This window comes from Pseudomonas sp. BR20, assembly GCF_050780135.1.
Classification (GTDB): Bacteria; Pseudomonadota; Gammaproteobacteria; order Pseudomonadales; family Pseudomonadaceae; genus Aquipseudomonas.
In genome coordinates this window covers 3,933,895-3,952,745 of sequence record NZ_CP172012.1, presented here as the reverse complement: position 1 = coordinate 3,952,745, position 18,851 = coordinate 3,933,895, and the positions used below count along the sequence as shown (strand labels likewise).

Genomic DNA, 18,851 nt, shown 5'->3' with positions numbered 1-18,851 from the left:
GGCGAGCACGCTTACACTGGACACCGGCCTTGCGCCGGTGTTTTTTGCGTGGTGTTCCAGTCACGGCGCTACGCGCCATGCCTGGCGCACAACAAAGAAAACCCCCGCCTGATGGCGGGGGGCTAAGTGCTGTTTGCACGCAACTGCCGGGGGCTAGAAGTCCCAGCGTGTGCTCAGCATGACGTTGCGTGGGTCACCATAATAGGCCGTGTTATAGAAGCCAATGTTGGTGTAGTAGTACTTGTCGAAGATGTTGTTCACGTTCAGTGTCGCGGAGACGTTGTCGGTGATCTGGTACTTAGCCATTGCGTCCACGACCCAATACGCTTCCTGGGTGAAGTCCTCCTGCCGTCCCTTGCCACTGTTGGTCACTTCCTGCCAGGACTTGCCCTGCCAGCGAGCGCCACCGCCGATGGTCAAACGGTCCAGCGGCCCGCTGAGCTTGTACGAGGTGAAGAAGCTGACCTGATCCTGAGGCTCCCAAGTAGATACTTTTACACCATGCTCATCCCGGATGACTTTATGGGTGTAACCAGCCTGGGCCTGCCAGCCTGGGGCTAGCTCACCGGACATTTCGGCCTCGAAGCCTTTGGTTTTGGCGGCGATGCCTTTATAGGCATACAAAATCGACGGGTTGGTCGGGTTGGCGTTGTAGTCAGAATCAGGGTCAGCCCTGTTGGTTTCATGCACTTCGAAGTAGGCCAGACTGGTGTTCAGACCACCGTTGAAAAACTCGCCTTTCAAACCCAGTTCGTAATTCTTGCCCTCATCCGGTTCGAGCAGTTTGTTCTCTCTGTCGCGGTTATACACCTGCGGCATGAAGATCTCGCTGTAGCTGGCGTACGCGGTGAAGTTGTCGTTCAGGTCATAGGTTACGCCGGCATAGGGTACGAGCTTGCCGGTTTCGGTGGACTTGTTGTCGCCAGTCAGCCAGTAGTTGGCCACGCGGGTGCCCATGAAGACGTTCAGGTCATCCGTGAGGTTGAAGCGGGCGGTCATATAGCCAGCGGTTTGCCGGGTGGTTTCATCAATGATTCGAGTCGGTGTGCCCCAGTTTGGCTCCGGGAAGTTACCGTCGAAGTTCCAGAAGTCGACAATGCGCCCATTGGCGTGAATCGGCGCGCCGTAATCCTTACCTTTCCACTGGGAATTGGACGCAGAGGCGCCCACCACCAACTGATGCTCGCGGCCGCCCAGACTGAATGGGCCGCTGGCGTAGATATCGCCGGAGTCGGATCGGGTATCGCCGGTGAATTTGTTCGCGTAGAGCGTCGACAGACCGGTTGCCGTGAATGGGCCCAGCTGGATCGCACCCATCGGCGCGTCATAACCGGAGAACTGGTGTGTGTACTGGCCTTTGACCACCCAGCCGTTGTCGAAATTGTGCTCCAGGGTTGTGAAGAAACTCTGAGTGAACTGTTCCCAGCTGCTCCACTTCGCGCCGTTGTTGTATGAGCGCTTTACATCGATGCGGTTGCCGCTACGGTCAAACAGCGGGCGGCTGCCCGACCAGCCAGAACCTTGAGGATCGCTGTTCTGGTAGTCGAAGCCGATGGTGAGCAGGGTGTCCTCGTCCAGGTCCGCTTCCACGGTGCCGAAGTACACGTTGGTCTTGCGCTCGTAGCGGTCCATGAACGAATGCTTGTCCTGGTACGCGGCTACGGCACGGGCGCGGATGTTGCCGCTCTCGGTGAGAGGGCCACTTACGTCGACCTGGGAGCGATAGTTGTCCCAGCTGCCGGCACCCAGCTCCACGCTGCCTTTGAAATCACGGGTAGGCTTTTTGCGGATCAGGTTGATGGTTGCGCCCGGTGCCCCGGCACCCGTCAGCAGGCCGCTTGCGCCCTTGAGGACTTCCACGCGGTCGTAGATCGCCATGTCGCTCAGGGTTTGCCCGGACGAATAGGCCGAGTTGCGCAGGGTAGGGATGCCGTCGTACTGGAAGTTCTCGATCGAGAACCCACGGGAGAAATAGTTAGTGCGTTCGCTGTCCAGGGCCGACAAGGTAATGCCCGGTGTATGACGCATCACATCATCAATGGAGTTGAGTGCGAAATCATCCATATGCTGGCGCGTAATCACGCTGATCGACTGCGGTGTTTCACGCGGGGTCAGCACCAGTCGCGTGGCGGTAGCGATAGTGCCTGGTGTGTAGGAGCCCGTGCCTTCGGTGACCGTACCCAACTGGTTGGCGGTCACCTGGGTGGCCCCCAGCTCCAGCCCGGAGGTCGCGCCCGCCGTGATGGTCACTGCGCTGCCTTGCAGGCCGTAGCTGATACCGGTGTCCTTGAGCAGGGCGGCGATGGCGTGGGCTGGCTCTAGCTTGCCCTTCACCGTCGTGCTGTTTTTGCCCTGTACATCCGTCGGGCTGTATAGCACCTGCAAGTTGGTCTGACGGCCAAATTCCTGGAGCGCTGTCCCCAACGGCTGTGCAGGAATGTCGATCTCGATCTCTTGTGCCTGCACGTAACTCGATAGCGGTAACGACACCGCTAGGGCCAAGGCGCAAGGCTTGAGGTGGATGTTCAAGGTCCTGCGCATGGAGAGCGCTTTGCTCAGGGGGCTGAGACCGAGTCGTACTGACATGGGTGCTTTCTCTTCTATATTTTAGTTAGGCAGTTTATAGGTATTTATGAGGTTGGTTCTCATTACCACTAGTGAGACGTTCCCACCTGGAAAAACCGGAAAAGAAAATTCATGCTGGCTCCATTTCGTGCACCACCTTGCCAGCGCGCAGGCGCACCAACTGGTCGGCGATGTCGAAATAGCGGTCGTCGTGGCTGATCACGATGATGGTTTTGCCCAGGCGCTTGAGGTCTGGCAGCAGTTCCGTGTAGAAGATGCGGCGGAAGGCCGGATCCTGGTCGGCGGCCCATTCGTCGAACACCAGTACCGGGCGTTCCTCCAGCCAGGCATTGACCAACGCGAGGCGCTTGCGCTGGCCGGTGGACAGGTCGGTGGTGCTGAACGCGCCGTCCTTGATCGTGACCTTGTGGGCGATCTCCAGGCGGTCCAGATACTGGGCCGCACTGTCCAGAGACTTCTGCCCACCCCCTTGGACGAGATCGTCGAATAGGTAATAGTCGGCGAATACGGTGGTGAACAGTTGGCGGTAGTCGTCGCGGGTAGGGGCAATCACAGCTTCGCCATTGAGGTGTATTTCACCTGATTGCGGCTGATAAAGCCCCAGCAACAGCTTGATCAGGGTGGTTTTGCCGCAGCCGTTTTCACCGACGATAAACACGATATCGCCTTGCTTGATGCTTAGGTTGATCGGGCCCAGGTGGAACGGCTCGCTGCCTTCCACCGGCGGAGGGCTGTAGGTCACGCCGCGCAGCTCAAGGCTGTGCACTTGGGGTTTTGGCGCTTCACTGTCTTCCAGCAGCAGGTGCGGTTCGGGGGATGAGAACCGCTCGGACAGCTCGGCGATGCGCGAGAACGCGATCTGTGCGCGGCTGACGATCGGCAGCGCGGTCACCACGTGCTCCAGCGGGCCCTTCATGTACAGCAACACCAGCACAAAACCGGTGATCACGGCCGGATCGGGGTTTGGGTTATAGGCCTGGAAGGCCAGCGCCAGGCCGATCACCACGAAAAACAGCATGGAGCCGAACGTCTTGGCGACAATGAAGATGTTGACCGAGCGGATCTGGATATCGCCGATACGATCAGCAGTCGCCTGGATGCGATGGGTATTCATGCGATAGCGGCGTGGCCGATGAATGCGCAGCTCCTTGGCACCCGAGGCGATGGCGGTATAGTAGCGCTGCAGCTCGTCTTCCTGGTCGCGAGCGGCTTCGAACCCCTTGATGCCCGCCGAGCGTGCCGCGTACTGCACGGCGGTACCGATGACGATAGCCACCACCATCATCAGGAACATCGGCACCGACAGGTACGCCAGGTAGCCCAGGCAGCCCAGGGTCACTGTGGTTGCGATGGCCAGTGGGGTGAAGGAGAAGGAAAAATCACTGATGGTATCGACGTCGTGCGTCAATACTGGAATCAGTTTATGGGTTCGGTAGCGTTCGATCTGCTCGATGGGCGCCGACAGCACCTTTTCGCCGAGATCCTTGCGCAGGGCGGCAATGATCCGCTGGCCCACGTAGTTGGTGCCGATATCGGAGACGATCGAACTGGTCAGCGCCAGCACGCACAGCGCAGCAAAGCTCAGGATCACGCCTTGGGTCATACCGGTCGAAGAGTGCAGCGCGTTGTTGATGGTCGCCAGCAACAGCGTGATGGCCAGGCCGCCGGCCATGCCCAGGGCGATGGAGACCGTCACGATGGTGCGAAACGGCCTGAGCAATGCAAGCAAACCTTTGAAGGCGCCGCGCTTGGGGTCGGTCATAAGTACTTCCCGGAAAGTGAAAAAGAGGGGGCTGGGCACACAGACCCTTACCCATGACAAACGAAAGATTGGCGCGACTATTTACCTCGGCATGCCCGGCGGTGTGGTGGGTGGATAAATTGCCCGGCGGCTGGTTCGTTCTTGTGGTGTAGGCGCACGCGTATCGGCGCGTGCCTGATCTTTCCAGCGAGAGCGAAACAATGACGAAAAAGAACCTGGTGTACGTGTGGTCCCTGCGCAATGCCGCCGCCGACAAGGCCGGGCAGCCGGTGGCGTACAAGGACCATGAGCGCTACATGATGTCGGTGCTGGAATCCCTGGCGGGAGCGCTGAACGACACGCCCCTGGGCGACGCCTACAACCTGGTGGGCGTGGTGTATGACGACGATGAGCAGAACCCGCGCGACCAGCAGTTGGTGGCTGACTATGGGTTTGCCTATAAACCGGGGCGCCAGTGGCTCTATCCGGCGGATTTGCAGGTACAGGGCAACCTGGTCAACGACCTGCTGCTGAGCGTGCCGTCCACCTATCGCCGCCTGCCACGGGGCAGCGCCGAGCATATCGCCGGCAAGCAGGACTTCGAACGCCGCCTGCATGACACGCTGGTGGAATTGAAGGCCGATATCGTGGTGCTGGACGGCCTGCTGGTGATCCTCGATGAACTGGTGCGCCCCGGTGCGCCGTTTGCCCGTCGGATCATGAACATTCACCCCGGTATCACCCGTATCGAATCGCCCTATGAGCGCCGGGGTGCCTACGCCACCTGGAATGCCTTGTACGGTGCCCGTGGACAAGCCGTGGTGGATTGGGCGACCAAGCAGACGCAGCCGTGTGAACCGCTGTACCTCACTGGCGCATCGTTCCACTACGTGGACAACGGCATCGACTCCGGCGAAGTGTTCCACGACGTGCTCAAGACCGAGATCTCGCCGGACGACACCATCCTCGAGCTGCGCTGGAACAACTTCAACAACAGCCTGTTCCCGGCGCTGCATGAAGGCCTGGAGTTGTTGGCGCAGAAGGGGGTCTAAGCCGCGCACGATTTGACTGTGGGAGGGGGGCTTGCTCCCGATGGCGGAGTATCAGTCAATGGCGATGTCGACTGCCGCACCTCATCGGGAGCAAGCCCCCCCACATTAAATCCCGTCAGCTTCAGAGATCGCGCACGACCCTGAAGCCAATCCAATCCCCCCGCGTCTGCGGATAGATGGTGTTGCGGTTGCCCGAACGCGAGAACACCGGCGCTTCGCCCCAGTCATTGCCGCGAATCATGTAGCCCTCGCAGTTCGGCTCCATCCAGGCGCTGCCATCCGTCGGCGCGCCGACATAGTTGGGGTGCTCGCAGTCGGCCACCCGCTCATAGACATTGCCATGCATGTCGTACATGCCAAACGCATTCGGCGGGTAGCTGCCTACGGGCGAAGAATAGCTGTACCCGTCCGCCGGCCCGTAGGTGTTGGCATGCTCGGCGATGCTGTAGCCCTTGCCCTCGTCGAACGGGAAGGGGAATGGCCCGGTGGAACCGGCGCGCGCGGCGTATTCGCGCTGGGCTTCGCTGACCATGTGGTACTGCTGGCCGGTCTTTTTCGACAGCCAGGCCACATAGTGCTTGATGTCGTCCATGTCCATGCACACCGCCGGCTGGCGCGGGCCCTGGGGGTAGCGCGGCTTGCTGGCGATGCATTCGCGGCCGGGGCGCGTGTCGCCGTCGGCGATCTTCACCCCGGCCTGGCGGATATAGCTGTCCCATTCAGCGGCGGTGATGTGGAAGCGGCTCATGGCGAACGGCTTGGCAAAGGTCACGTCATGCATCGGGCCTTCGTCCGGCTCGCGGCCGACTTCGTCTTCCGGTGTGCCCATGGTGAAGGTGCCGGCAGGGAGTACCACCATTTCCGGGCAGTCCTTGCAGTCCTTGAACACTTTGCCCGGTTGCGGTGTGGCGGCCTGGGCCAGGCCAGGCAGCAGCGCGCCGCACAGGGCGGTCAGCGCCAGGGCCGTCAGGGGTTTGAGTCGCAATGGCGTCATGTGGGCCTCTCGTTCAAAGGGGAAAGGGGTGTCACAACCGCTGGCTGAGCAGGGTCATGAAGCGCTGGATTTCTTCGGAATTGTTGAGCAGGCCGGGCGCCGTGCGGATCACCGGGCCGACGTCGCGGTCCACCGCATCGATCACCACGCGGTTTTTCAGCATGTGGGCCGCCACCGCATCACTGTCCTGGCCCTTGACCCGGAAGAAGGTGAAACCGGCCGACAGTTCGGGGCTGCGCGGCGTGACCAGTTCGATCTGCGAGTGCGTCAGCAACTGGTCCTTGAGTTCGGCGTTCAGCCCATGGATGCGCGCCTGCACCGGCGCCTTGCCCAGTTGCAGGTGCAGCTTGAAGGCCTCATCCGCCGCCCAGCGATGCTCGAAGGCGTGATAGCCGCCGGGGGTCATGATGGTGGCGAAGTCCTTGTCCTCGGAGAAGGTCGGCACCATGGGCGTGACGTACTTGTTTTCAGGGTTGCGGGCGCAGACCAGTCCGGTGCCGCGGGGGCCGAACATCCATTTATGGGTGCCGGCAATAAAGAAGTCGCAGTGCATGTCGGGGAAGTCGAGGTTTTCCACGCCGAAACCATGCACGCCGTCCACCACATAGAGGATGCGGTCGCTGTCATCGCGGTTGCGGTTGTGTTCATCCACCAGCTTGCCGATCTCACCGATGGGCAGTTTCACGCCGCTGCCGGACTGTACCCAGGTCATGCCCAACACGCGGGTGTTGGGGCGGATATTGCGCTGGATGTTTCCCACTACTTCGTCGGCAGAGACCTGGCTGGCGCGCTCGAACAGTGTGATCCGGCGTACCTGGGTGCCTTCCTTGAGCACGCGAAAATCCAGCACGTTCTGGGTGGCGTAATGCTCATGCACGGTGGTGAGGATTTCCTGGTCCGGGCGCACCTTGATGCCGCCATAGATCATCGCCAGGCCTTCGGAGGTACTGCCGGTGAGGGCGATCTGCGGCGGGGTGGCCTTGAGATAGCGGCCGGCCCATTCGCGTACCTGGCCTTCGCGTTTCCAGGTTTGCTCCAGGTCCCAGTCCATGGCGAGCCCCGGGTTGCGGTCGATCTGTGCGCGGTAGCGCTCGATGGCTTCGCGTACCGGCCTGGGGTGCGAGGCCACCAGGAAGTTGGAGAAGTGCAGGTAATCCGGATCCTGGTTGAACAGCTGCTTGAACCCCGTCCATGGGGCATCCGGTGTGTTGACAGCCAGTGCTTGCGGGATGAGTGCAGCGCCCAATGGCAGGCTGGCGGCGAATACCCCGGCCTGCTTGAGAAACGTACGGCGGTCAGTCATGGACTTGCTTCTAGGTGATTAGCGGTTGGCCAAGGGTTTGGCGGCTTTTTGTACCTGGTCCCACACCCGCAGGAAGTTGCCTCCCCACAGTTTGGCGATGTCGGCTTCGGAGTAGCCGCGCTGGATCAGCTCTGCGGTGACGTTGCGGATTTCGCCGACGTTGTTCCAGCCGTCGATGCCGCCGCCGTCGTTGAAGTCCGAAGCGATACCGACGTGATCGATACCGATCTTGCGCACGGTGTAGTCGATGGCGTCGCCCAGGTCCTTGAGCGTGGCCTTGGGTTCCTCATCGAGGATCGCGTACAGCGCGCTGGCGTACTCGCCGAACCTGTGCTCGGGCCAGGCGGCGATGATCGCGTCACCCGGCATCAAGGCCACGGCCAGGTTGGGCAGGGGGGGCAGGTCGAAGCGGGCGCGCAGGGTGTTGAGCTTGTCCTGGGTCGGTTGGCTCAGCGGGCGCAGGTAGGCCGAGAAGCCCACGATTTGCACCACGCCGCCGCTGCGCTTGATCAGTTGCAGTTCCTTGTCGCTGAGGTTACGCGGGATGTCCACCGCTGCGCGTGGCGCCGAGTGCGACGCCACCATCGGCGTGCGGCTCAACTGCGCCACCTGCTCCAGGGCCTTGGTCGACATCTGTGACACATCGATGATCACCCCCAGGTCATTGAGGCGCTGCACCGCTTGTTTGCCGATGTCCGACAGCCCGTCGAGGGCATCCACCGAGTCGTTGAAAAACGGCAGCGGGCGCGATGAGTCCGACCAGGCGTTATTGCCCACATAGCTGAAGCCGAACATGCGCATGCCACGTGCCGCCCACAGGTCCAGCTGGTTCAGGTCATTGCCCAGCGGGTAGGCGTTGAGCATGCTGATAAAGATCGCAAACTTGCCTTCGCCATGCAGGCGCCGGAAGTCGTCCGGGGTATAGGCGATGCCGACTTGATTGGGAAAATCACGCACCATGCCGGAGATGATCTTGTAGCGCACCTCCTGCTCGTGGCGGGCTTCCTCGACAAAGCCGTCAGTGGGCTTGTGCGGCGCGTTGGGGCCATTCCAGATTTCCGGCCAGCCGAAAATCGTCAGGGCTGCACCGGACAAGCGACCGCGTGCCGCTTTGGCCAGGTCGAACTGGCCGCTGCCGTCCTTGTCGGCCTCGTTGCCGGCGGTGCCGAAGTCCATGGGGACGGTGATGTGGCTGTCGAACGACAGCAGGCGGTCCTGCATTTCATTGGCCTGCTTGATCACTGCGAGCGGGTAGCCGGCATTGCCCTTGAACCAGTGATCCCAGGCCAGGAAGCCTGCGCCGGCACCAATGGCCAATGCCAGCGGCAAGCCGATGTACAGCGCCTTTTTCGAACGTGGTTTTGTCATTGCCATCTCAGTCAGTTGAGGCCTTCGCTATCAGGGAGGAACGAGTGATGCGCGCGGAAATTTAGGCGGCGCGGGCAGGGCGGTAAATTTCCCTGGCCTGCAAACGTTCTAGCTCTGATAAAGCCGTTTCCTAAGGTAGACAATGACCATCTCTCGACGTGGGTTCATCGCAGGCCTGGCGCTGACCGGCGCGGCTGTGCCGGCCGCCTTCTATGCCCATCGCGAGTTGACGCGCGAAGAAGAATTCCCCATCACTCCCGGCGAAGCCACCGTTGACCTGGCCGACACCACCGGGCAGCACTTGGCCAACACCTTGCGCGGGGTGTGGAGCCTGCGCCTGGAAGGCCGCGACGCCGGCCTCAAGGGCTTGCCGCTGCAAGGCCTGGAACTGCTGCTCGACATCGCGCCCCGTGGCCGTGGCCTGCGCGGCTACCTGGACACCGCCGCCAACCTGCGCAGCGAAGGCGAACCGCGCTACCGCGTGCTCGGTGACCTGCTGACGGGCGAGGGCGCGTTGCTCTACTGGCGCCTGATTGACCGCGATGCCCTCGACGGCAGGCCCGCCTATGAGTTCAAGATGACCCTCGATGAGGTCTGGGCCGACTTCGGCAATGCCGGCAGCGGCACCCTCAGTGGACACATCCTCGACCTGGATCGGCCGCTTGCCCTGACCGAGCGCGACAACCGCTTTATCGCCCACAAACAGCTGTTTCCCGAAGCCCGCCAACGCATCGGCCTCAATCCGACCCTGTTGGCCTGGCTGATCGCCCCCGAGCACCGCCTGTTTCACCAGCTATGGCACGCCACCCGTGACCAGTGGCACAAACTCTCCGAAGCAAAACGCGACGCCCTGCGCGGCATCGGCTGGCAACCCGGCCCGCGCGGTAAAGAGCGTGACGCCCGCGGCAAGCTCAAAGACCGCAACGGCTCGGGCATCGACTTCTTCTTCATGCACCGCCATATGCTCGGCACCGCGCGTTCCATGCAGGACTTGCCCTCGTGGCCCGCATTCCCCGAACCGCAACCGGCGCTGGAGCGTGATCGCCTTGGTTTCCTGCGTTACTTCGACAACCACGACGGCTTCGCGCTGCCGCCCACCTGGTCGGAGCCGGATGACAGCGAGTACACCCAGTGGGTCGCCGACATCAAGGCCGCCGAGACGTACCACAGCAACTTCCAGGTCTGGGAATCCCAATACCGCGACCCGCGCTACCTGGCCAAACGCACCCTTGGTCAACTCGGCTCCGAAATGGAACTGGGCCTGCACGACTGGCTGCACATGCGCTGGGCCTCGGTGCCCCGCGACCCGTCCAACGGCGCCCCGGTACCCCTGGCCCGCGACCCGGCAGACTTTGCCGCGCGCTGGTACGCGGCAGAAAACGACTTCCTCGGCGACCCGTTTTCATCCCACGTAAACCCGGTGTTCTGGCACTTCCACGGCTGGATCGACGACCGCATAGAAGACTGGTACCGCGCCCACGAACGCTTCAACCCCGGCGAGGTCAGGCGCCTGGACGTCAATGGCGTGGCTTGGTTCGCGCCGGGGCGCTGGGTCGAAGTCGGCGACCCGTGGCTGGGCCCGGACACTCATGGCTGCAGCACCACACCGGGGTTGCAGATGGGCAAGTCGATGGAGATGGACCCGGAGACCATGAAGCTCGCATTGCGCATTACCTTTGGCGAGGACGAGAACCTGTTGCAGGGCCTGTTCAAGCGCGTGCCGCAGCGGCCTTGGTATGCGCGGCATTTGAAGGTGAAGGTGCGGGAGGCTTGAGCGTTTGGCGCGGCACGGTGCGGCTGCACTTGGCCAGCGCCTGCTGCACGTCCGCCAACAGGTCGGCAACGTCCTCAAGCCCCACTGATAAACGCACCAGGCCTTCGCTGATACCGTGATGCGCGCGTTCTTCAGGGGTGTAGGTGCTGTGGGTCATGCTCGCCGGGTGCTGGGCCAGTGACTCGGCGTCGCCCAGGCTGACTGCGCGGGTGAACAGCTTGAGGGCATTCATGAAGCGTCGGCCGGTGTCGATCCCGCCCTTGAGTTCGAACGCGATCATGCCGCCGGCCTGGCTCATCTGCCGCGCCGCCAATGCGTATTGCGCGAAGCTGCGCAGCCCCGGATACGTCACCCACTCCACGGCGGGATGCGCCTGCAGGGCTTCGGCCACGGCCTGGGCGTTGCTGCAATGGCGGTCCATGCGCAGGGCCAGCGTCTTGAGACCGCGCATCAACAGCGAAGCGTCCTGGGGCGACATCACCGCGCCGGTCAAGTCCTTGAGGCCTTGCAGGCGAATGCGCTGGGCCAGGGCCTGGTTGCTGACGGCAATACCAGCGGTGATGTCGCCATGGCCGCTGAGGTATTTGGTGGCGGAGTGCACCACCACGTCGGCCCCCAGTTCCAGGGGCCGTTGCAGGTACGGCGTGCAGTAGGTGTTATCGACCACCACGGTCACATTCGGCTGTTGATGGGCGAGGGCGGCCACGGCGGCGATGTCCACCAGTCGCAGGGTGGGGTTGGCCGGGGTTTCGCAGTAGATCATGCGCGTCGCGGGGCTCAGCGCCGCTTGCAGAGCGGCCAGGTCGGTGAGGTCGACGTGGCGCACCTTGATGCCGAACTCGCCGATACCGTGATGCAGCAGGGCGAAGGTGCAACCGTAGAGTGTCTGGCTGACGATCACCTCATCGCCTGGGCGCAGCAGGGTCCAGAATGTCGCGGCAATTGCGCCCATGCCGGAACTGAACGCTACCGCTGCCTCGCCGTTTTCCAGGGTGGCCATGCGGGACTCCAGCAGCGCCAGGGTCGGGTTGGAAATGCGTGTATAGAAATGCCCGCTGGCCTCACCGGCAAAACAGGCGGCGCCGTATTCGGCAGTGGGAAAGGCAAACGTGGCCGACAGGTAGATCGGCGGCACGAGTGCGCCATGGTGGTCCTTGGGGTCGTAGCCGTGGTGAATGGCACGGGTGGAAAAGCCGAATGCATTGTGTTTATTGTTCATGTCGGACGCTCCTTATTTCCTACAATGCTATGCTCATAACCACGGCTGTATTTTCCAAATATTGCCGACAAGTCCCCTGTCCTGGGATGAAAAATCGCTAAAAACAATAAACAGAGGCACATCATGCCCGTCACGCTGGATCGCACCGACAAAGCATTATTAAACGCCCTGCAAGGCAACGCCCGTTTAACCGTGGCCGAGCTGGCCGACCGCGTGTCCCTGACCACTTCACCGTGCTGGCGGCGGGTCAGGAACCTGGAGGAGAGCGGGGTGATCAGCGGCTACCAGGCGATCCTCTCGCCCAAGGCACTGGGGTATGGGGTGACGGCGTTTGTCAGCATCATGATGGAGAGCCACACCCAGGAAATTGCCCGGGCGTTTGAGCAGCGGTTGTTGGATATTCCGGAAATCGTGGCCTGTCATAACGTGTCGGGGCGCTATGACTTTTTGCTGGAGGTGGTGGCGAAGGACCTGGAGTCGTTCGGCGAGTTTGCGCGGGAGGTGTTGCAGACGCTGCCTTGCGTCAAGGAGATCTATTCGAGTTTTTCCTATAAATCGGTGAGGCCGTTGCGGGTGATTCCATTGCCGGGTTGATCACACACCGCCCCATTGGTCACCTGTTCTTCCCCGCAATTGGCTATTTCTCCCGTACGGCCCGGTGGCTAACCTAGCCACCACTTCCCACCGTTCCGGAGTTCCTCATGCAAGCCCGTACCGATTTCTACACCGCTTCCCCAGACGCAATGAAAGCCATGCTCGCCCTGGAAGCCGCCGTCGGCAAACTGTCCATCGAGCTGCCATTGCTGGAACTGATACGCCTGCGTGTATCACAGATCAACGGCTGCGCGTTCTGCCTCGACATGCACACCGCCGATGCCCGCAAGGGTGGCGAGACCGAGCGTCGCCTGTACACCCTGTCGGCCTGGCGCGAAACGCCGTTCTTCACCCCGCGTGAACGCGCGGCGTTGGCCTGGGCCGAGAGCCTGACGCTGCTGAGCCAGACTCACGCCCCGGACGCAGACTTCACTGCGCTTGCCGCTGAGTTCAGCCCCCAGGAGCAAGTCGACCTGAGCGTGGCCATCGCCACCATCAACAGCTGGAATCGACTCGCGGTAGGGTTTCGCAAGATGCCTAAATAAGAAGGTTGAAGACGGCTCTTTGTGGCGAGCCCGCTCGCCACAGGGGTAAGTGTCAGAAGTTTACCGAAGCACTCAGGCGCGCCGTCAGTGGTGCGCCCATGAACAGATAGTCATCGCCCATGTACTCGCCCGCGTCGCGCCAGTAGCGCTTGTCGAACAGGTTGTCGACGCTCAGGCGCAGCACCGTCTCGTAGCCGTCGACCTTGGTGGTGTAGCGGCTGCCGACGTTGACCACCGCATAATCCCCCACCTCCACATTGCCGCTGCGGTTGGCGTACTTCTTGGCGCTGTATTGCACGCCGCCGAGCACCGCCAGGCCATTGACCCACGGCAACGCATAATCGGCGTACACACTGGCGCGCAGCTTGGGTACGTTGATCGCCTGGTGCTCTTCGTATTCCGGCGTGCCGCTGCCGTTTACCCGGGCACGAATCGCCGCCACGCTGGTGGAAATCTGCAGGCGCTCGGTGGCCCAGCCGTTGGCCGACAGTTCCACCCCGGTGTTCTTCTGCTCGCCCTGTTGCACATAGGTAAAGGTACCGGCGCCCTCCGGCTTGGCGTACTGGTAGGCCTGGCGCGTCTGGAACACGGCGGCGGCGAAGCTGATGCGGCGCCAGTCGTATTTCACCCCGGCTTCGATTTGCCGCGAGGTGGTCGGGGCCAGGGTTTCATCGGCGTTGTTGGCAAACCACGGCGCAGTGCCGCCCAGGGACAGGCCTTTGCTGTAACTGGTGTACAGCGAGATATTTTCTATGGGTTTGTAGATCAATGCCGCCTGGGGCAGAAACACGTATTGCTGGGTATGGCGGGCTTGGTCGCCCGTCACGCCGTCGAAGGCTTTTTCATCCAGGCGCACTTCGCGGCCGCCGAGGATGGTTTGCCATTGCTCGTTGAAGCGGATGCGGTCGGTGACGAACAGGCCGTACTGGCGGCTGTCGAGGGTGCGATGGCTGTCGTTCAACGGCTTGTCGGTGGGCATGAACGTCGGTGCATCATCGTCGATATTGGTCGTGCCGATGTACTCGTTGACGGACTTGCGCTTGTCGATCACCCGGCGAAACGCGCTGGTGCCGAAGGTCAGTTCATGGCCGATGCCTGCGGTGTCGAACAGGCCGGTCATCGCCGCCTGGACTTCATCGTCACGGCGGGTATCGTCGGGGCTGCGGTAGTCGTAGACGTCGTAGTTGCCTTCGGGGCTGAAGTAGTTCGGCACGCTGGAGGTGCAACTGGTCGAGCCATAGCAGCCCCAGGCAAACGAACTGTAGTCATCAATCACCACCTTGCTGCGCGCGGCGCTGACGCTGCCTTTCCACTGGTCGCTGAAGCTGTACTCGAACGTGCCGTTGAGGTTCAACGCGTCGATGCCGACTTGCCTGGAACCGCTCTGGTGGCCCAGCAGTTTTTTCGGCGAGGCATCGTGGGGCACCTCGTTGCCGCCCAGCAACTGGTAGCCCGGCACCGAGCGTTGTTGCTTGTTCTGGTATTCCGCGTCGAGTTGCAGCACGGCGTCGGGGCTGATGTTCCAGTCGAAGGCCAGGGACACGAAATCGCGCTGGCCGTTGGCGTGCTCCACATAGGAATTGAGGTCTTCATGGGCGACGTTGGCGCGCAGGCCGAATTGCTGCTCGCTGCCAAACCAGCCGCCGACGTCGGTGGCGATATAGCCACTGCCACGGTCATCGGTGGACACCGTCACCGAGCGTACATCCTCCGGGCGCTTGGTCACGTAGTTGATCACGCCGCTGGGTTCGGAAATCCCGCTCTGCAAACCGGCCAGGCCCTTGAGCACTTCCACCTGCTGCTTGTTTTCCAGGGCAACGTTCTGCTCGCCGGTGATGGTGTGCCCGTTGATCTTGTAGCTGCTCGCCGCATTCAGCGAGAAACCGCGCACCACGAAATTTTCGTAGTAGCCGATGGGGGCGTAGCTGTCGCCCACCGAGGCATCGTTGCGCAGCACTTCACTGAGCAGGCGTGCTTGCTGGTCCTTGATCAACGCGGCATTGATCACCGTGATCGAGGCCGGGGTGTCCAGCAGCGGCGCCTCATTGAAGCCACCGACCGAGGCGGTGTCTGCGCGATAGCCGGACGCGTCCTCGCCCTGGACCTGCACCGCCGGCAGTTCGATCTGCGCCGCCCAACTGTTGCCGATACCGCCGCTGAGCAGCAGGCCGAGAGCGAAACGTGTACTGACGACGGGACGAAAACGCAAAACCATGGGGGCAGAGCCTTAAAGCGCAGGGCGGGGGGCGCATAAACTAGGCATAACGGCCAGGTTTTACAAGCGTTCGGTACCGGCGCGTGCGCTGAGACAGTGCGTCTCAACGCCTACGCCAAACCCTTTGCGCCTCGACAGCCCGTGCGCGCACCTGCGATAGACAACGCTCTCTCATCGTTGCAGGAGATTGTCATGAGTATCGCTGGAAAAGTTGCGCTGGTGACCGGCGCCGGGCAGGGCATTGGCCGGGCCATTGCCCTGCGCCTGGCACAGGACGGTGCCGACATCGCCCTGGTCGACATCAATGGCGCCAAGCTCGAAGCCGTGGCCGCCGAAGTCGTGGCCCTGGGGCGCAAGGCCTCGGTGTTTATCGCCGACGTGTCCAAGCGCGATCAGGTGGTGGCGGCGGTCGAGCATGCGCATCAGACGCTCGGTGGCTTCGACATCATCGTCAACAACGCCGGGGTCGCGCAGATCGACTCGCTGCTGGACGTCAGCCCGGAACAGGTCGAGCGCACCCTGGGCATCAATGTGCAGGGCGTATTGTGGGGCATCCAGGCTGCCGGCAAGAAATTCAAGGCGCTCAAGCAGAAGGGCAAGATCATCAATGCCTGCTCCATCGCCGGCCACGAAGGCTTTGCGCTGCTGGGCGTGTACTCGGCCACCAAGTTTGCCGTGCGGGCCTTGACCCAGGTGGCGGCCAAGGAGCTGGCGAGTGCAGGGATCACGGTCAACGCCTACTGCCCTGGGGTGGTGGGCACCGATATGTGGGTGGAGATCGACAAGCGTATGGCCGAGATTACCGGGGCTGAAGTGGGGGCGACCTACAAGAAGTATGTGGATGGGATTGCCTTGGGCCGTGCGGAAACGCCGGAGGATGTGGCGGGGTTGGTGGCCTACCTGGCGGGACCGGACGCGGATTACATGACCGGGCAGGCGCCGTTGATCGATGGCGGGCTGGTTTATCGCTGATCTCCTAAGGCCTGCGGTGTCAAATGTGGGAGGGGTGGTGCGACGATTGCGTTAGACCAGCGTGTTTGACGGGGCGCCTAGGATCAAGATCAAAAGCCAGAGCCAGAGCCAGAGCAACAGCAGTGTTACGCTTGACGTTGCCGCGATCATCTGATGTCAGGTCAAATAAGCCCCCATCAATTCAGGACGATATAGTCGTTCTGCTGAATGATCGGCCGATGCGCGCCTTGCACCAGGTGCAGGTAGCGGCCGCCCACCAGGTCGATGGGCAGGCAGTCGTCGATATCCATCACACCGTCGGTGTGGGCCTGGGACCAGTGGCGCAACATTTGTTGCTTGCCCTTGCGGGTTGCCTCCTGTTTGTTGCGGGCGACCACCAGCAGGTAGTGGTGGGCTTCGCCAAAGCTGTTGGTTTCATAGCCGCCAAGGTTGATGAAGTACAGGTGATGGGCGTCGGCAGCGGGGGCCAGTTGGCTGAGTTCGACCTTCCAGCCGTCGACGCCATCCACCGCCATCCACGAATCAATATGCACGCCCTTGGGGCTGCCAAACCAGCCCTCGCGCAATTGCGGGTAGGTGCCTTCCAGCGTGTCCGCTACGGCGAACACCACATCGTGAACTTCAATTCTTGCCCGTGGGTGCTTGCCCCCGAGCATCACGACAAACAGCATTGCAGGTCCTTCCTGGCGACTTGGGAAAGGGTAACCATACTTCGATTGAACCCTTTTGTCCGGGCAATGCCACACTGTTAATCCGCGAATTCATCAGGAGGTTGTCATGCGCACCATTGATCTGGCGGGCGTTCCCGTCCCTGTCATCGGCCAGGGAACCTGGCGCATGGGCGAAGACCCAGACCGGCGCCGCGCCGAAGTTGCGGCATTGCAACTGGGGATCGACGAGGGCATGACCTTGATCGATACCGCCGAGATGTATGGCGAGGGTGGCGCCGAGGAGGTTGTCGGCGAAGCCATCAGCGGCAGGCGCGACCAGGTGTTCCTGGTGAGCAAGGTCTACCCGCACAACGCCAGCCAAAAGGGCGTGCCCCGTGCGTGTGAAGCCAGCCTCCAGCGCCTGGGCACGGACTACATTGATCTGTATCTGTTGCATTGGCGTGGCCAGTACCCCCTTGAAGAAACCGTCGAAGCGTTCGAGCGCCTGCGTGAGGCGGGCAAGATCGGCCGCTGGGGCGTCTCCAATTTCGATGTGGCCGACCTGCAGGAACTTGCATCCCCGGCCTGCGCGACCAATCAGGTGCTGTACAACATTGAAGAGCGCGGGATCGAATTCGACCTGTTGCCCTGGTGGCAACAACATCATTTGCCGCTGATGGCGTATTGCCCGATTGCCCAGGGTGGGGCGTTGCTGTCCAGCCAGACCCTTAAGCAGATCGCCCGCCGCCACGAGGTCACGCCAGCCCAGGTCGCCCTGGCCTGGGTGCTGCGCCAGGACGGTGTGATCGCCATCCCCAAGGCGGTCACCCCGGAGCATGTACGGCTCAATGCGGCCGCCGCCAAGGTGGTGCTGGATGAGCACGACCTGGATGCCATCGATCGGGTGTTCGGCGCACCCAAGCGCAAGCATCCCTTGGCGATGGTGTAGCTGTCTGGCAGAAACGGTGCCATCCCTGGCACCCGTTCCTGCACAGGTCCGACTTAACCCGCTACCGGGCTGCGCCAGTCATCCGATCCGGATGTGCCGGACACTTCGTGGGTCCATACGATCTTGCGATAGGTGAAATACACATCCTCCAGGTGAGTGAAGTGGGCATTGTCCGGGTCCTGGCAATTGGGCATGCGGGATTGGATGTCCACGAGCGTCGCGCCCTCCAGTTCAATCGTGAAGTAGTGCTCCTGGGTGCCGGCCGATGATGTACGGAACCACTCCAGTCGGCATTTGACCTCTTCACCGCTGGTCAATGCGCTGAACAGCAAGGGCGATGACTTATCGAAGACCTTGCTGATCATCAACGGCTTGTGGACCCTCTGGCCCGTCGGCTGACCCGACTGCGGGTCGCGGGGGATGATCACCTGATGAGCAAAGGCCTGGACCAGAATCTGGTCTTCATGGCCTTCCTGATAAATGTTGCCTACCGAGTCCTGGGTAAAAGTGCCTGCCGTAATCAAACCTTGTTTGACACCGGTGATGGAAAGATACGCGGGTGTTGGCATGACGGGTTTCCTTGCCTGATTGATGAGGTCGTTCCAACCGGTAATGGTGCCGGTCGGGCAACTCTCATTAACAAGAAGCGTGCCCGAAAGTATCAGTCCCAATAAAAACAGTGGGGCCGGCGGTTAGTGGGGTGGTTTTTTGATTGGCGGTGCATGATTTAATCGAATATATGCAGGATACGTTGCGCATAAGTGCGCATTTAGTTGCTCATGTAATTTGGTTTGTTGGTATTGGAGTTGGCAGGGATATTCGGAAGCAGATGAAGGTTTAACTGCGCAAAACCCTGCGCAGGCCTCGAATTACAGTGGTTGTAGGAAAT

General features: G+C 61.6%; 15 protein-coding genes. 6 read left to right on the top strand and 9 right to left on the bottom strand.

Annotation, left to right across the window (positions count from 1 at the left end):
• Window positions 1-153: 153 nt before the first annotated feature.
• Window positions 154-2,541 (bottom strand): TonB-dependent siderophore receptor, encoded by a 2,388-nt coding sequence (locus tag ACHPFG_RS18150; protein ID WP_431703491.1) that lies wholly within the window; start codon window positions 2,539-2,541, stop codon window positions 154-156.
• 154 nt (window positions 2,542-2,695) lie between these two features.
• Complete coding sequence (locus ACHPFG_RS18145) at window positions 2,696-4,348, bottom strand: cyclic peptide export ABC transporter (RefSeq protein ID WP_167655429.1); 1,653 nt, start codon at window positions 4,346-4,348, stop codon at window positions 2,696-2,698.
• 200 nt (window positions 4,349-4,548) lie between these two features.
• Between ACHPFG_RS18145 and ACHPFG_RS18140 the strand changes: the two genes are divergently transcribed.
• A complete protein-coding gene (locus ACHPFG_RS18140) occupies window positions 4,549-5,379 on the top strand; it encodes a N(5)-hydroxyornithine transformylase PvdF (protein WP_259243693.1) in 831 nt (276 codons plus the stop codon).
• Between the two features lie 121 nt (window positions 5,380-5,500).
• On the opposite strand, the gene ACHPFG_RS18135 is transcribed toward ACHPFG_RS18140, so the two are convergent.
• Genes ACHPFG_RS18135 through pvdM form a run of 3 tightly spaced genes read right to left on the bottom strand, consistent with a single transcriptional unit; the run spans window position 5,501 to window position 9,044 of the window.
• Window positions 5,501-6,373 carry a formylglycine-generating enzyme family protein gene (locus ACHPFG_RS18135; RefSeq protein WP_431700049.1) on the bottom strand — a complete coding sequence of 291 codons (873 nt, stop codon included), beginning with the start codon at window positions 6,371-6,373 and terminating at the stop codon, window positions 5,501-5,503.
• Window positions 6,374-6,404: 31 nt separating this feature from the next.
• Complete coding sequence (locus ACHPFG_RS18130) at window positions 6,405-7,676, bottom strand: aminotransferase class V-fold PLP-dependent enzyme (protein WP_431700048.1); 1,272 nt, start codon at window positions 7,674-7,676, stop codon at window positions 6,405-6,407.
• Window positions 7,677-7,694: 18 nt separating this feature from the next.
• Window positions 7,695-9,044, bottom strand: coding sequence for a pyoverdine-tailoring dipeptidase-like protein PvdM (gene pvdM, locus ACHPFG_RS18125; protein ID WP_431700047.1), 1,350 nt, complete (start codon window positions 9,042-9,044; stop codon window positions 7,695-7,697).
• 142 nt (window positions 9,045-9,186) lie between these two features.
• Between pvdM and ACHPFG_RS18120 the strand changes: the two genes are divergently transcribed.
• Complete coding sequence (locus ACHPFG_RS18120; protein WP_431700046.1) at window positions 9,187-10,818, top strand: PvdJ/PvdD/PvdP-like protein; 1,632 nt, start codon at window positions 9,187-9,189, stop codon at window positions 10,816-10,818.
• Here the strand turns inward: ACHPFG_RS18120 and ACHPFG_RS18115 are convergent.
• Entirely contained in the window at window positions 10,754-12,037 is a 1,284-nt protein-coding gene (locus tag ACHPFG_RS18115) for a methionine gamma-lyase (RefSeq protein WP_431700045.1), read from the bottom strand. The genes ACHPFG_RS18120 and ACHPFG_RS18115 overlap by 65 nt on opposite strands.
• Before the next feature lie 123 nt (window positions 12,038-12,160).
• Between ACHPFG_RS18115 and ACHPFG_RS18110 the strand changes: the two genes are divergently transcribed.
• Together ACHPFG_RS18110 and ACHPFG_RS18105 are read left to right on the top strand one after the other, a co-directional pair.
• The gene (locus tag ACHPFG_RS18110; RefSeq protein ID WP_090405514.1) at window positions 12,161-12,631 is read left to right on the top strand and encodes an Lrp/AsnC family transcriptional regulator; all 471 of its coding nucleotides are present in this window, start codon (window positions 12,161-12,163) and stop codon (window positions 12,629-12,631) included.
• Window positions 12,632-12,738: 107 nt separating this feature from the next.
• The gene (locus ACHPFG_RS18105; protein ID WP_053133396.1) at window positions 12,739-13,176 is read left to right on the top strand and encodes a carboxymuconolactone decarboxylase family protein; all 438 of its coding nucleotides are present in this window, start codon (window positions 12,739-12,741) and stop codon (window positions 13,174-13,176) included.
• 52 nt (window positions 13,177-13,228) lie between these two features.
• Here the strand turns inward: ACHPFG_RS18105 and ACHPFG_RS18100 are convergent, their stop codons facing one another.
• A complete protein-coding gene (locus ACHPFG_RS18100) occupies window positions 13,229-15,391 on the bottom strand; it encodes a TonB-dependent siderophore receptor (RefSeq protein ID WP_431700044.1) in 2,163 nt (720 codons plus the stop codon).
• Window positions 15,392-15,583: 192 nt separating this feature from the next.
• Between ACHPFG_RS18100 and ACHPFG_RS18095 the strand changes: the two genes are divergently transcribed.
• Window positions 15,584-16,363, top strand: coding sequence for an acetoin reductase (locus ACHPFG_RS18095; RefSeq protein WP_431700043.1), 780 nt, complete (start codon window positions 15,584-15,586; stop codon window positions 16,361-16,363).
• 176 nt (window positions 16,364-16,539) lie between these two features.
• Here ACHPFG_RS18095 and ACHPFG_RS18090 read toward each other — a convergent pair whose 3' ends face one another.
• Window positions 16,540-17,034, bottom strand: coding sequence for a DUF1543 domain-containing protein (locus ACHPFG_RS18090; RefSeq protein WP_431700042.1), 495 nt, complete (start codon window positions 17,032-17,034; stop codon window positions 16,540-16,542).
• Between the two features lie 106 nt (window positions 17,035-17,140).
• Between ACHPFG_RS18090 and ACHPFG_RS18085 the strand changes: the two genes are divergently transcribed.
• The gene (locus ACHPFG_RS18085) at window positions 17,141-17,962 is read left to right on the top strand and encodes an aldo/keto reductase (protein ID WP_431700041.1); all 822 of its coding nucleotides are present in this window, start codon (window positions 17,141-17,143) and stop codon (window positions 17,960-17,962) included.
• 53 nt (window positions 17,963-18,015) lie between these two features.
• On the opposite strand, the gene ACHPFG_RS18080 is transcribed toward ACHPFG_RS18085, so the two are convergent.
• Complete coding sequence (locus ACHPFG_RS18080; RefSeq protein WP_048729440.1) at window positions 18,016-18,531, bottom strand: Hcp family type VI secretion system effector; 516 nt, start codon at window positions 18,529-18,531, stop codon at window positions 18,016-18,018.
• Between the last annotated feature and the right edge of the window lie 320 nt (window positions 18,532-18,851).

What these genes read in the sequence shown, in the direction of transcription:
- ACHPFG_RS18150 (WP_431703491.1), bottom strand. Translation starts at nt 2,541, where the DNA reads ATGCGCAGGACCTTGAACATCCACCTCAAGCCTTGCGCCTTGGCCCTA.
- ACHPFG_RS18145 (WP_167655429.1), bottom strand. Translation starts at nt 4,348, where the DNA reads ATGACCGACCCCAAGCGCGGCGCCTTCAAAGGTTTGCTTGCATTGCTC.
- ACHPFG_RS18140 (WP_259243693.1), top strand. Translation starts at nt 4,549, where the DNA reads ATGACGAAAAAGAACCTGGTGTACGTGTGGTCCCTGCGCAATGCCGCC.
- ACHPFG_RS18135 (WP_431700049.1), bottom strand. Translation starts at nt 6,373, where the DNA reads ATGACGCCATTGCGACTCAAACCCCTGACGGCCCTGGCGCTGACCGCC.
- ACHPFG_RS18130 (WP_431700048.1), bottom strand. Translation starts at nt 7,676, where the DNA reads ATGACTGACCGCCGTACGTTTCTCAAGCAGGCCGGGGTATTCGCCGCC.
- pvdM (WP_431700047.1), bottom strand. Translation starts at nt 9,044, where the DNA reads ATGACAAAACCACGTTCGAAAAAGGCGCTGTACATCGGCTTGCCGCTG.
- ACHPFG_RS18120 (WP_431700046.1), top strand. Translation starts at nt 9,187, where the DNA reads ATGACCATCTCTCGACGTGGGTTCATCGCAGGCCTGGCGCTGACCGGC.
- ACHPFG_RS18115 (WP_431700045.1), bottom strand. Translation starts at nt 12,037, where the DNA reads ATGAACAATAAACACAATGCATTCGGCTTTTCCACCCGTGCCATTCAC.
- ACHPFG_RS18110 (WP_090405514.1), top strand. Translation starts at nt 12,161, where the DNA reads ATGCCCGTCACGCTGGATCGCACCGACAAAGCATTATTAAACGCCCTG.
- ACHPFG_RS18105 (WP_053133396.1), top strand. Translation starts at nt 12,739, where the DNA reads ATGCAAGCCCGTACCGATTTCTACACCGCTTCCCCAGACGCAATGAAA.
- ACHPFG_RS18100 (WP_431700044.1), bottom strand. Translation starts at nt 15,391, where the DNA reads ATGGTTTTGCGTTTTCGTCCCGTCGTCAGTACACGTTTCGCTCTCGGC.
- ACHPFG_RS18095 (WP_431700043.1), top strand. Translation starts at nt 15,584, where the DNA reads ATGAGTATCGCTGGAAAAGTTGCGCTGGTGACCGGCGCCGGGCAGGGC.
- ACHPFG_RS18090 (WP_431700042.1), bottom strand. Translation starts at nt 17,034, where the DNA reads ATGCTGTTTGTCGTGATGCTCGGGGGCAAGCACCCACGGGCAAGAATT.
- ACHPFG_RS18085 (WP_431700041.1), top strand. Translation starts at nt 17,141, where the DNA reads ATGCGCACCATTGATCTGGCGGGCGTTCCCGTCCCTGTCATCGGCCAG.
- ACHPFG_RS18080 (WP_048729440.1), bottom strand. Translation starts at nt 18,531, where the DNA reads ATGCCAACACCCGCGTATCTTTCCATCACCGGTGTCAAACAAGGTTTG.